Here is an 11,589-nt window from a genome sequence, read left to right as displayed (position 1 = left end):
TATGAACCTACACGATAATTGTGCTTGTTGCGGCATGAGCCGTCGAGATTTCCTGAAACTTTCGGCACTGTTTACCAGTTCCTTCGGAGCAGCGATCGCCGCCGATAATTGGAATCTCCCCGTTCACGCCAATGCCAACGATCAGCCTGTGAAAATCGGTTATCTACCGATTACGGATGCCGCCCCCCTATTGGTGGCCCACTCCCGAAAACTTTATCAAGCGGAAGGTTTAACTGCCGAACAACCGCGCCTATTCCGCTCTTGGGCGCAGATTGTTGAAGCCTTTCTCGCTCGGCAGGTGAACGTTATTCATGTTCTTTTTCCCACCTCGATCTGGATTCGTTACGGGCGCAATTTCCCCGCTAAAATCGTCGCTTGGAACCATACCAACGGTTCAGCCCTCACCGTCCTTCCCGATATTGAAAATCCCAGGGAATTGGGAGGTAAAACGATCGCGGTTCCTTTCTGGTATTCGATTCATAATTTGGTCTTGCAACAACTCTTACAACGTAACGGGCTGAAAATAGTTCGCAAAGCCAAGGACGCGCCGATCGCTTCTAACGAGGTTAATCTAGTGGTTCTCCCGCCCCCGGATATGGTATCAGCCCTCGCCAATAAGAGCATCGGCGGTTATATCGTTGCTGAACCTTTCAACGCGGCGGCGGAAAATCTCAAAACCGGTAGGGTTCTCCGTTTCACCGGCGATGTCTGGAAGAATCACGCCTGTTGCGTCGTCTTTGTTCACGAGGAGGATATTAAGGAACGGAAACAATGGACGCAGAGGGTGGTAAACGCCCTCGTTAAAGCCCAACTCTGGTCCCGGGGCAATCGCTCCGAAGTAGCTCGGATTCTCTCTAAAGATGGTGGAAAATATACGCCTCACCCGCTGCCGGTATTGCAACGGGCGCTTACTTACTATGATCGCAATTTCTATAAAAAAGACGGGGCGATCGAGAATCCAGCTTGGCAAGTCAACCGGATCGATTTCCAGCCCTATCCTTTCCCTTCCTATACGGAGGAACTGGTACGCTTGCTCAAAACCACTCAGGTGGAAGGAAATACGGATTTTCTCCAAAAACTGCAACCCCGACAGGTGGCGCGGGATCTCGTGGATGACTCTTTTGTCCGTAATGCCTTGCAACAGGTGGGCGGACCGAAAGCTTTCGGCTTACCGAATAATCTCTCCCGCATCGAGACGATCAAATTTTAAGGGTCCTAACCTATGAAGTCACAATCTTTGACCTCCCCGCCAAGAGCTTTACTACCCTTATGGGGTATCGGTTTTGGATTATTGCTCTGGTGGCTATTTACCAGTCCTCTATGGCACTCAAACCCGATTTTAAATGATTTTTCCCCTGAGCGATCTTTTGTCGCTTTATTACGTCTTTTTGTTGGGGGGGAGATTATGCCCCATATCCTCACCAGTTGCCGCCGGGTTATTGTGGGCTTGGTTCTCGCTAGTGCCATCGGTGTGCCGTTGGGGGTATTAATCGGGTTGTATCGCTCCCTTGAATCGGCTTTGTCGGCTGTATTTCAATTTCTACGCATGATCTCGCCCCTTTCTTGGATGCCTTTAGCGGTGATGGTTTTGGGAATTGGTGATCTACCGGTGTATTTTTTGCTGACGGTGGCGGCCATCTGGCCGATCCTTCTCAATACGGCTGCCGGGGTTAACGCGGTTGATCGCTCTTGGTTGACTTTAGCCCGCAGTCTCTGTGCTACCCGAGGGGAAACGGTTTTCCAGATTATTCTGCCTGCGATCCTCTCCCATCTCCTAACTGGTTTCCGTTTGGCTATAGGTATTATCTGGATCGTTCTTGTACCGGCGGAAATGCTGGGGGTTAGTGCGGGTTTGGGTTATTATATTCTCGATACACGCGATCGACTCGCTTATTCGGAGTTGATGGCGGTGATTCTCGTTATTGGCGCGATTGGTTATCTGCTCGATTGGGGTTTGCGTCTGGCCCATCGCTCTTGGACGCATCAAGATTAGCCTATTGGTTCAACTATGGGGGAAGTGGGAAGGGGGAAGTCTTGGCGCTTTTCCTTAGTTGAAAGAGCGGGCCAGACGACTAACACCAGTGTGTAATAACTGTTCCAAGCTTTGGCGATCGCTAATGGCTTGAAAATTGATCACAAAACAGGTTAAACCTAGTCCAAAGAGGATAAAAGTGGGGGCCATAACCACACCAATCATCAACCAGGTGGCGACGTGGAAAAACATGGTGACAGCGAACAACAAAGCTAGGGAAGCAATGGGGAAGATTTGACGGGTAGGACGACCGAAATAGAGAAAAAGAACCGTTAAAAGGGTGGTTACTAAGTTAGCGGGTACTAAAAAGGCACAAATCGAGACGCAATAGTTGCGGGAAAATTCAGCGAGAGTATTAAAATCTATCATTAATATTACTTTACAATTGCCTGAGTCTTAGTACTCTCGATTGTAGCGGAAAATTTAGATGATCGGGTTGAAGGTGACTAAAGGCTGTGGTGCAATAGATTTTCGAGAGGGAGCTAAAACGAGGATCGGGGTTAACCACAGAAACCAAAAACCTACCTAAAGCTTTTTAAAGCTACTCATTTCTGTAGCTAGATAGCTAAAATAAGTAACTTTGGCCACCGATAGATTTTAAGAACGTTATCAGGTATAATCAAGATATGAAGCTAGTTGAACGTCATATTATCAGTCAAAACCATCCCTTATGGTCAGAAATCGACCATTATGCCTTCTTGTCAAAAAATTTGTTCAATCTAGCTAACTACCATTATCGCCAATATTTCTTTGAAAACTCCCAAAAACTGAGTTTTAATCAACTCTATCATCTGGTATCTAAAACCTCAGATTATTTAGCTTTACCCACGAAAGTGAGCAAGCAGATAATCAGAAGATTAGATCAGGCTTGGATTAGTTATTTTGCCGCTTTTAGAGCTTGGAAAAAACACCCTGAAAAATTTTTAGGAAAACCTAAAATTATTAAGTATAAGGACAAAACCAAAGGAAGAAACCTGCTAATATATTCTCAGGAATCAATTTATAAAAAACCTTTAAAAGAAGGAATTTGTCACTTGTCTATGAGCGACGTAAAATTGACCACTTCCCGAAGAGAAATAATTGAAGTGAGAATTGTCCCCAAAAGTAGCTGTTATGTCATTGAAATAGTCTATGAAAGACGGTCGGAAACCACAGATAAACAAGAGATAGCTGGGATAGATTTAGGAGTTAATAACTTAATGGCTGTAACTACAAATCAAACAGGTGTAGCACCTCTTTTGGTAAATGGCAGACCGTTAAAAGCAATTAACACCTTCTACAAAAAACAACGTTCCCGCTTACAATCTCAACTGAAAACCAGAAATAATCAACCCTCATCTAAGAGATTGATATTCCTAACCCATAAACGAAACTGTCGAGTAGAAAATTATCTACACACAGCCAGTAAAAGAGTAATAGATTGGTGTACTATTCATCAAATAGGGACGTTAATAATTGGGCATAATGAGCGGATGAAACAATCTCTTAATCTAGGAAAAAGGAATAATCAACAATTTGTCAATATTCCCCATAATAGATTAATAGAAATGTTAACCTATAAAGCTCAATTAAAAGGAATAAAAGTCATAATAACTGAAGAATCCTATACCTCACAATCCAGTGCTTTAGATAGGGATGAGTTACCTAAATATGGTGAAGAAAAACCATTATTTAAGGGAAAAAGGTTAGCTAGGGGACTGTATAAAATGGGAACAAATCAGTTGTTAAATGCCGATGTCAATGGGTCATTTAACATCATTAGAAAAGTAATTCCTGATGTCATTGACCAGGGAATAAAGGGTTTGCCGTTTAATCCTGTAGTGCTTGACCCACTACGAATGACTAAGCTTTCAGGCTTTTAAGTAAGTTTGAGTAAGTTTAGTTGAGCGGTATAGATCCTCCGGTTATAATGAAATCTGGGAAAATGACACCGCCCTTCGGCTTCTCTGACGGGTCAACCCCATCCCGAAAACTCTTACCCCTTGCTAGGTATAATCGATCGCAGGAAGAATTTTATGAGTAAATTTGTCTTTGTTACTGGGGGAGTCGTCTCCAGTATTGGGAAAGGAATTGTCGCTGCTAGTTTGGGAAGATTGTTGAAAAGTCGGGATTATTCCGTCTCAATTCTGAAATTAGACCCCTATATCAACGTGGATCCGGGTACGATGAGTCCTTTTCAACACGGAGAGGTATTTGTCACCGATGATGGGGCCGAAACCGACCTCGACCTTGGCCACTACGAACGTTTTACCGATACGGAACTCTCCCGTCTCAATAGCGTGACTACTGGCTCGATTTATCAAGCGGTATTGAATAAAGAGCGCCGTGGTGCTTATATGGGGGGAACGGTGCAGGTAATCCCCCATATTACCAACGAAATCAAGGAAAGGATTCTCCGGGTGGCCAAAGATACCAACCCCGATATTGTCATCACAGAAATTGGTGGTACGGTGGGAGATATCGAATCTTTGCCTTTTTTAGAAGCAATTAGGCAATTTAGGAAGGATGTAGGTCGAAATAACGTGGTTTATATGCACGTTACCCTAATTCCTTGGATTCCGGCCGCTAAGGAGATGAAAACGAAACCGACGCAACACTCGGTCAAGGAATTAAGATCGATCGGTATTCAACCGGATGTGTTAGTCTGTCGTTGTCATCTACCCCTACAACCGGGGTTAAAAGAAAAACTCTCAGCTTTCTGTGATGTGCCGGTGGAATCGGTGATTACTGCTCAGGATGCCAGCAGTATCTATGAAGTTCCTCTCAATCTGGAAAAAGAGGGATTAGCGCAACAAACCCTAGAATTATTAAACCTCAGTCCCCGATACCCCCATCTGGAGGAGTGGGAAAATCTCATCCGACAGATGCAATCCCCCAGTCAAAAATTAGAGATAGCTATCGTCGGTAAGTATGTGCAGTTGGGGGATGCTTATCTCTCGGTGGTGGAGGCCCTCAAACACGCTGCTATTGCCCTTAATAGCGAGATAGAATTGCGTTGGGTAAGTGCCGAAGATGTGGATAATGATTCGGCCGAAGCTCATTTAAGCGGTGTTGACGGTATTGTTGTACCAGGTGGTTTTGGTATTAGGGGTGTGGATGGCAAAATTAAGGCGATCGAGTATGCTAGGGTCAATAATATTCCTTTCTTGGGTCTCTGTTTAGGGATGCAGTGTTCGATTATCGAATGGGGTCGCAATGTGGCCCGATTGGAAAGGGCTAATAGTTCCGAATTTGAAGAGGATACACCGAATCCAGTGATTAATTTACTGCCAGAACAGGCAGATGTGGTAGATTTAGGGGGAACAATGCGCTTAGGTCTCTATCCCTGTCGTTTAAATCCCGATAGTCTGGCTTTCTCTCTCTACGGTCAAGAGGTTATCTATGAGCGCCATCGTCACCGTTACGAGTTCAATAATGCCTATCGTAGTCTCTTTTTCGAGACTGGTTATCTGGTGAGTGGCACTTCTCCTGATGGTCGTTTGGTGGAAATTATCGAACTACCAAAACATCCTTTCTTTATTGCTACCCAATTTCACCCCGAATTTCGCTCCCGTCCCAATAAAGCTCATCCTCTCTTTTATGGTTTCATGAAAGCAGCCCTCAAGAGTGCAGAGCAAAAGTTCTCCCTTAGTGGTCAGCATTCGGCTATTAGTTAGGGTTTGCCGGTCTGATTGGCTCTAAATCTGGTTTTTTTGGGGGGAAACCCCCGAAAATTTGTCATCTTAACCCCAGTTTGGCCTAGGGTTTTCCGAATTGACGTTGATAAACTACTTCTTCCTTGCCAGATTCCAGTTTAATATCGGAGCGAGGATAGGCCACACATAACAAAGCATAGCCTTCTTTTTGCAGGTCGGGGGATAATCCCATGCCCTCACCTTGTTCGACGCTACCCTGGGAAAGTTGAGCGGCACAGGTAGTACATACGCCCGCATTGCAAGAACTGGGTAAGTCAATCCCCGCATCGTAGGCCGCTTGTAGTATAGTTTGATCTTCCCTAACTTCGATCGTTTGTGTTGTTCCTAAATGAGAAATTTCTACTTTGTAGGTTGTGGTCATAGCTAATGAATGATGCTTTGAACGTCACCCATTTTATCATTCTAGATACCCCAAACAAAATCGATCGCACTAATCCTACGATGAGCGATCAAATGACTGATCACAAACAACTGACAACTAAACCCTAATAATTCCATCTTGGGCCTTTTTCGCCACCGCTTCGGCTCTTCTGGTTTTCCTGTGTTAATTTTTGTTATGAATTAAAGCAAGCAAACAGCTTAAGTCGAAGATGTTCAAAATTGGTAAATCCATAACTTATTCTTTTAATAAGCTTTATTTTGGTATTCATTCCCTCAGTTAATCCATTGGTTGTCTGATTTTCAAAGTAATTACAGATACCCGCCAAATGCTTCTGAATCATACCAGCACTACTTTGATCTAATATTCCGCCTATTCTTATCCATTTTTCCAATTTTCTCTCAGCACCTCTGAACGTTCTACAACTGTTTATCCCCTTCAAATGCTAGTTCCAAATCATTGCCCCTTTGCCAACTGAAATATCCCGCATTATACCATATCCTGATGGCGGAATAACAATTTTTTCTATGCGATCGCGTCTTGCCAAAGTTTGATTAATAGAGAGAGCTATAAGCGATCGCCGCTGATAGGTAAAGGGTATGTCACTAAAGTAACACACCTTTATTAGTGTTGGGTTTCGTTGTTTCAATCTAATCGAGAAGAAGGGGCCGGATCATTGGGAGCTATTCCTTCATCTTGATCTAAGATCAATAATATTTTCATTTGTTGAGTTACACTAAATAAGCGCAATCGAATATTGAATGAAAATTGAATCCCTTGTAATGATAGGGAGATTTTCAGCCATAGATTGAGCAATAATAATGCGTTCAAAAGGATCTCTATGGTGAAAAGGTAGAGAAGCATTAATTTTTAGATGCCCTAGTTCAAGATTTAGTAAAACAATCCTACTTTCGTTCACTTCTTTCTCAATAAACTCTTCCTAGGAAGGAACTAACCTTAACTTTACTAAATTCTATTTAATAGACATTTCCCAAAGACTGGCGATACTAAGATAACTAAAATTGTTCTCATCTTCAATTAAATCTTTGAGAGCATTGCTTAATCTAGGATCGTCATTAACAAACCAAAGAAAAATATGTGTGTCCAATAAAAAAGTCATTCCCTGTAATTGTGAAAGTCTTCAAGAGGTTCATCAAAGTCATCGCTCATCCATACTTTTCCCTTAGCACTTCCTCGTTTTAAGGGTCGTTTGATGGGGGAAATTTTGGCTACTGGCTCGTCGCCTTGTATAATAACGATTTCCTCTCCGTTAATTGCCAAATCGAGAAGTTTTGAGAGATCGGATTTAGCTTGAGCTATATCTAATTTAGTCATAATGTTAAATCTCTATTTAAGTTTTCAAAAAATCTTGCCAATGTTCTTCGTCATCAGCTACGATGGTAATCATTCCTTGACATAGTCCAGGGCTAGGGCGTTGGGGCGGTATGGGTATTTGCCCGATTAATTGGGTAATTGGACGATTGTTGTCGGTGATTAACAATTCTTCCCCCAGTTTGAGATTGTCAATCAGTTCGGGGAGTTTAGCCTGAGCTTCTTTGAGAGAGATGATCATGGATGTTGGATTCTATCTAACTCATGCTGATAACGCTACAATTTTAACTGAATCTCAGCAAGGAATAGATAAAATACGGTTGGGTTTCACTATCGTTCAACCCAACTTACACTCTTCGCAGCTCACCATTAAGATAACTGCTATCAAACTGATATTATAGGTATATAATTAACCTTAACATCCCTTAAAAAGAGAGTAAAAATTGTGTTCAACCAGCTTGATTGGAATCCTGCCTACTCAATTGAAACCTTAGAACCAAATACGGTATTTTTTCTATCTGAGCGAGAATCTATCTGTTTTCAAGAGCCGCTTTATTATCGTTTAGTAAGATTAATCGATGGTCAACGTAATCTTGATGAAATTATTGATATTCTTCAGTTAGAATTTTTACAAAATCAAGAAATCAATCCCAATAATGCTAATTCCTTCGCAGTGATTATTAATTATAGTCTGGCAATTCAAAAAGCGATTTTTCAGTTATATAAACGAGGGTTTTTACTAGAAAAAAAAGAATTATTGCCGTCTAATCTAGCAATTTTATGCCATCATCTTCAGGTTTCTCAAGCCCAAGCTTTTGAACGATTACAATCTCTGAAGGTTACGGTTAAAAGCCTAGGCTCAATTCCCCAGCAAGATTTGATCAATATTTTAAATTCATTGCAAGTTCAAGTCGCAGATGAAGGGGATTTAACCATTATTTTAACCGATAATTATCTTCATCCTGATTTAGAGAGTATTAATCAACAAGCTTTAGTCTTGCAAAAGCCTTGGTTATTAGTTAATCCCCTGGGAAACCTAGCATGGATTGGTCCCTTATTTGATCCCGATAAAACTGGTTGTTGGCATTGTTTGGCTCAACGGTTACGAGATAATCGTCCCGTGGAGGAATTTATCATTAGACAGAGAGAAAATAAGATTTCTTTAATTTCCCCTTTAGGGTTTTCTTCAGCGACAATACAGACGGTTTTAAATCTGACGGCTATGGAGGTTTTTAAGTGGATTATTCAAGGTAAAAATCAACGTTTAGAAGGAACAATGATGACTTATGATACTTTAAATTTACAATTTCAAGAGCATATTTTAGTTAAACGTCCGAACTGTCCTAGTTGTGGATATTCTCTAAATAAAACACCTTTACCTGTGGTTTTGGGACATCGTAAAAAGGCTTTTACCAGTGATGGGGGACATCGTTTTTGTTCTCCTGAAGAAACCTTAAGAACCTATCAACATCTTATCGGTTCTATTACGGGAATTGTGCGAGAATTAAATAAGATACAAGGGAATGCTTTAGTTCATACTTATGTAGCGAAACATCATTTTCGCAGTGTCTTTGATGATTTAGACAGTTTACGGCAAAATATTGGAGGTAGAAGTGCGGGAAAAGGCCGCACAGATAGTCAAGCAAAAGCAAGTGGATTTTGTGAAGCTATTGAGCGCTATTCGGGAGTTTTTCAAGGGAATGAAATCAGAGAAAAAGCGAATTATCAAGAGTTAGGAGATAAAGCTATTCATCCTAACAAATGTATGAATTTTAGTGAAAAACAATATCAACATCGAGAAGAATGGAATGCGAAGAATCAAGGATGGTTTCAAAAAGTCCCTGAACCTTTTGATGAAACTAGAATGATTGATTGGACACCTGTATGGTCTTTAACTGCTCAAGATTTTAAGTATTTACCGACGGTATATTGTTATTATGGTTATCCTCAATCTGAACCCTTAGATTGTTGGGCTGATTCTAATGGCTGCGCCGCAGGAAATACGATAGAAGAAGCGATTTTACAAGGATTTATGGAGTTAGTGGAACGAGATTGTGTGGCCTTATGGTGGTATAATCAATTAGTTAAACCTTCCGTTAATTTAGAGAGCTTTAATGAGCCATATTTTGAGCAATTAAAGCAATATTATGAGGGGTTAAATCGGGAGCTATGGGTGTTAGATATTACCAGTGATTTGAATATTCCCTGTTTTGCTGCTATTAGTCCGAGAAAGGAGCGGGAAGTGGAGGACATTTTGTTAGGGTATGGGGCGCATTTTGACCCGAAAATTGCCATTAGTCGGGCGTTAACGGAGGTTAATCAAATCTTACCGAATGTGTTATCTTTTAAGGAAGATGGGACAACGATTTATAATCCTTCTGCTGATCCTTTGGCGGTTAAATGGTGGCAAACTGCAAGGTTAAGCAATCAATCTTATTTAGTTCCCGATAGTAAAATAATACCCAAAAAAAGTCATGATTATTTACAATTAGCTAGTGATGACTTATTAGAGGATGTTAAATTGTGTCAGCGAATTGTTGAGTCAAAGGGGATGGAAATGTTAGTATTAGATCAGACTCGTCCTGATATTGGTTTAAGAGTAGCTAAAGTCATTGTCCCCGGAATGCGTCATATGTGGAAGCGTTTAGGGGCAGGAAGATTGTATGATGTTCCTGTTAGCATGGGATGGTTAAAAGAAGCTTTAACGGAAGATGAATTAAATCCTTTTCCCATGTGGATGTAATGCTTTGGAATAGGGGACATTATAACTGAATGGTTACAAATTAAGTTTTTATTTTGTTTGTAAAAAATCATCTGGACTAATGCCAGCCTGTTTGAGAATAGCTCTTACAGTCCCCTCTGGTAGATCACCAGAATGATTAGGAATTGTTGTATAGTTCTCTGTCTCTGGATTGTACCAAATTTCGTGACTACCTGCGGCTTGGCGATCTAAAACAAAACCAAGCTTTTTAAGTTTTTTGATAATATCACGATACCGAAATCCTGATAATCTTCCCATTTTTTATTTTAATCTGTTTAGACAACTAAAGGGTAGTAAAAATCATCTTCTATATCTTTTAAATTATCAATTTGATTGCGTTGTTTTTTAGCCTCGATTAATTGATGAGCGACATCTCTGGCAATTTCTAGGGTTTCTTTAAGGGTTTTCCCTTGTGCAACTAATCCCTGTAAGTCATCGGAGGTTGCTAAATAGAATCCTTCGGGTAGCTTTTCAATATGTAATTGGATCAATTTTTCCATCAGTTTTTCTCCTAGTTTAAGGCTTAATGGTCATTATAGGGTACATAGAGAATTAACAAAGTACAGGTATTTTATCCCTGACAAACTAGAAGCTTGTTCTACATTTTATTATGAGCGCGAGGATAAAACGAATTTCCAGGCTGATAACTTTTCAATTCTAACCGATCTGAGCCAGAAATGGATAAGCTGCCCTCATGACAGATAGATAAAAGGTATGTCACCATAGTAACACACCTTAAATAATGTGGTTCTTCCAAACTTGTCATGTAAAACTATCAGCAACTTACCCTTGTAAAGTTTGTACACTAAAGCTTTGAGTTTTTGTTAGATTAATATTTATCAGCTTTAGAGCATTGCTAACCCCAGAGGGAGCTTGAGGAATTTTCTACAGTGTAAGTTCGGAAGAACGAATAATGTTGGGTTTCGTTTCTAACTTTAGGCGATCATTAGCAAGAGATTTCTTTCCAACTAGGATTAAGTGTTGTTCCAGATATCTCATAACATTTGGTAACAGGGCTATTAAAATCTTGAGTAAAAATAGTACTCCAAGAACCAATAAACCAAGCTTCCTCAACTTTTAAGTGAATTTCAGTAGCACCTGCAGGGATACTGATAGATTTGTTAACACCTGCAGTAAACTCTCCACTATCTTTACTAAAATCTTGGCCTTCAAATTTGTAAGAGACTGAAAAGCGAGAAACATATCCTCCACTATTTCTTACAAGAAAAGAACCACCTACGGGTGCGTTTAATTGATTGGTTACAGCCATAGTCACAGTGTTCATAATTTGTTTCTTCCAGAAAAATCAGGTTTTTTGGGTTAAAAGTGATTTGTTTAATCACCTTTGATACCAGAATAAGTTTTATTTTGGGTAATGGCAATCTCTAAA

At 40.7% G+C, this 11,589-nt stretch carries 12 protein-coding genes and 1 pseudogene; 5 read left to right on the top strand and 8 right to left on the bottom strand.

Annotation, left to right across the window (positions count from 1 at the left end; genetic code table 11):
* Position 1 precedes the first annotated feature (1 nt).
* Both RAM70_RS17195 and RAM70_RS17190 read left to right on the top strand, forming a co-directional pair.
* Positions 2–1,210, top strand: a complete 1,209-nt coding sequence (locus tag RAM70_RS17195) for an ABC transporter substrate-binding protein (RefSeq protein ID WP_312674790.1) — start codon at positions 2–4, stop codon at positions 1,208–1,210.
* Positions 1,211–1,222: 12 nt separating this feature from the next.
* Positions 1,223–1,993 (top strand): ABC transporter permease, encoded by a 771-nt coding sequence (locus RAM70_RS17190; protein WP_045357940.1) that lies wholly within the window; start codon positions 1,223–1,225, stop codon positions 1,991–1,993.
* Positions 1,994–2,047: 54 nt separating this feature from the next.
* Here RAM70_RS17190 and RAM70_RS17185 read toward each other — a convergent pair whose 3' ends face one another.
* Positions 2,048–2,401 (bottom strand): membrane protein, encoded by a 354-nt coding sequence (locus RAM70_RS17185; protein ID WP_045357938.1) that lies wholly within the window; start codon positions 2,399–2,401, stop codon positions 2,048–2,050.
* Positions 2,402–2,658: 257 nt separating this feature from the next.
* Between RAM70_RS17185 and RAM70_RS17180 the strand changes: the two genes are divergently transcribed.
* Positions 2,659–3,894 carry an RNA-guided endonuclease InsQ/TnpB family protein gene (locus RAM70_RS17180; protein WP_045357936.1) on the top strand — a complete coding sequence of 412 codons (1,236 nt, stop codon included), beginning with the start codon at positions 2,659–2,661 and terminating at the stop codon, positions 3,892–3,894.
* 153 nt (positions 3,895–4,047) lie between these two features.
* Positions 4,048–5,688, top strand: a complete 1,641-nt coding sequence (gene pyrG / locus RAM70_RS17175) for a CTP synthase (RefSeq protein WP_312674789.1) — start codon at positions 4,048–4,050, stop codon at positions 5,686–5,688.
* Between the two features lie 82 nt (positions 5,689–5,770).
* Here pyrG and RAM70_RS17170 read toward each other — a convergent pair whose 3' ends face one another.
* The 4 genes and pseudogenes from RAM70_RS17170 to RAM70_RS17155 form a co-directional block, all read right to left on the bottom strand.
* Complete coding sequence (locus RAM70_RS17170) at positions 5,771–6,088, bottom strand: 2Fe-2S iron-sulfur cluster-binding protein (protein WP_002768334.1); 318 nt, start codon at positions 6,086–6,088, stop codon at positions 5,771–5,773.
* 193 nt (positions 6,089–6,281) lie between these two features.
* Positions 6,282–6,533, bottom strand: a pseudogene (locus RAM70_RS17165) (transposase); the annotation flags it as partial.
* A 689-nt stretch (positions 6,534–7,222) separates the two neighbouring features.
* Positions 7,223–7,441: a type II toxin-antitoxin system Phd/YefM family antitoxin gene (locus RAM70_RS17160; RefSeq protein WP_312674787.1), complete on the bottom strand. Its 219-nt coding sequence runs from the start codon at positions 7,439–7,441 to the stop codon at positions 7,223–7,225.
* Between the two features lie 16 nt (positions 7,442–7,457).
* Complete coding sequence (locus RAM70_RS17155; RefSeq protein ID WP_312674786.1) at positions 7,458–7,679, bottom strand: type II toxin-antitoxin system Phd/YefM family antitoxin; 222 nt, start codon at positions 7,677–7,679, stop codon at positions 7,458–7,460.
* Between the two features lie 204 nt (positions 7,680–7,883).
* Here RAM70_RS17155 and RAM70_RS17150 point away from each other — a divergent pair, with 204 nt between their 5' ends.
* The gene (locus RAM70_RS17150; protein ID WP_312674785.1) at positions 7,884–10,181 is read left to right on the top strand and encodes a TOMM precursor leader peptide-binding protein; all 2,298 of its coding nucleotides are present in this window, start codon (positions 7,884–7,886) and stop codon (positions 10,179–10,181) included.
* Positions 10,182–10,229: 48 nt separating this feature from the next.
* On the opposite strand, the gene RAM70_RS17145 is transcribed toward RAM70_RS17150, so the two are convergent.
* The 3 genes from RAM70_RS17145 to RAM70_RS17135 form a co-directional block, all read right to left on the bottom strand.
* On the bottom strand, positions 10,230–10,457 hold the full coding sequence (locus tag RAM70_RS17145; RefSeq protein ID WP_045357929.1) for a type II toxin-antitoxin system HicA family toxin: 228 nt from the start codon (positions 10,455–10,457) through the stop codon (positions 10,230–10,232).
* Positions 10,458–10,474: 17 nt separating this feature from the next.
* The gene (locus RAM70_RS17140; protein WP_045357927.1) at positions 10,475–10,699 is read right to left on the bottom strand and encodes a type II toxin-antitoxin system HicB family antitoxin; all 225 of its coding nucleotides are present in this window, start codon (positions 10,697–10,699) and stop codon (positions 10,475–10,477) included.
* Between the two features lie 446 nt (positions 10,700–11,145).
* Positions 11,146–11,484, bottom strand: a complete 339-nt coding sequence (locus tag RAM70_RS17135; protein WP_152606973.1) for a thiol-activated cytolysin C-terminal domain-containing protein — start codon at positions 11,482–11,484, stop codon at positions 11,146–11,148.
* Between the last annotated feature and the right edge of the window lie 105 nt (positions 11,485–11,589).

The organism is Microcystis wesenbergii NRERC-220, assembly GCF_032027425.1.
GTDB classification, from domain to species: Bacteria; Cyanobacteriota; Cyanobacteriia; order Cyanobacteriales; family Microcystaceae; genus Microcystis; species Microcystis wesenbergii_A.
The sequence above is the reverse complement of the archived record's forward strand: the minus strand, read 5'-3'. Positions and strand labels throughout refer to the sequence as shown.

What these genes read in the sequence shown, in the direction of transcription:
- RAM70_RS17195 (WP_312674790.1), top strand. Translation starts at nt 2, where the DNA reads ATGAACCTACACGATAATTGTGCTTGTTGCGGCATGAGCCGTCGAGAT.
- RAM70_RS17190 (WP_045357940.1), top strand. Translation starts at nt 1,223, where the DNA reads ATGAAGTCACAATCTTTGACCTCCCCGCCAAGAGCTTTACTACCCTTA.
- RAM70_RS17185 (WP_045357938.1), bottom strand. Translation starts at nt 2,401, where the DNA reads ATGATAGATTTTAATACTCTCGCTGAATTTTCCCGCAACTATTGCGTC.
- RAM70_RS17180 (WP_045357936.1), top strand. Translation starts at nt 2,659, where the DNA reads ATGAAGCTAGTTGAACGTCATATTATCAGTCAAAACCATCCCTTATGG.
- pyrG (WP_312674789.1), top strand. Translation starts at nt 4,048, where the DNA reads ATGAGTAAATTTGTCTTTGTTACTGGGGGAGTCGTCTCCAGTATTGGG.
- RAM70_RS17170 (WP_002768334.1), bottom strand. Translation starts at nt 6,088, where the DNA reads ATGACCACAACCTACAAAGTAGAAATTTCTCATTTAGGAACAACACAA.
- RAM70_RS17160 (WP_312674787.1), bottom strand. Translation starts at nt 7,441, where the DNA reads ATGACTAAATTAGATATAGCTCAAGCTAAATCCGATCTCTCAAAACTT.
- RAM70_RS17155 (WP_312674786.1), bottom strand. Translation starts at nt 7,679, where the DNA reads ATGATCATCTCTCTCAAAGAAGCTCAGGCTAAACTCCCCGAACTGATT.
- RAM70_RS17145 (WP_045357929.1), bottom strand. Translation starts at nt 10,457, where the DNA reads ATGGGAAGATTATCAGGATTTCGGTATCGTGATATTATCAAAAAACTT.
- RAM70_RS17140 (WP_045357927.1), bottom strand. Translation starts at nt 10,699, where the DNA reads ATGGAAAAATTGATCCAATTACATATTGAAAAGCTACCCGAAGGATTC.
- RAM70_RS17135 (WP_152606973.1), bottom strand. Translation starts at nt 11,484, where the DNA reads ATGAACACTGTGACTATGGCTGTAACCAATCAATTAAACGCACCCGTA.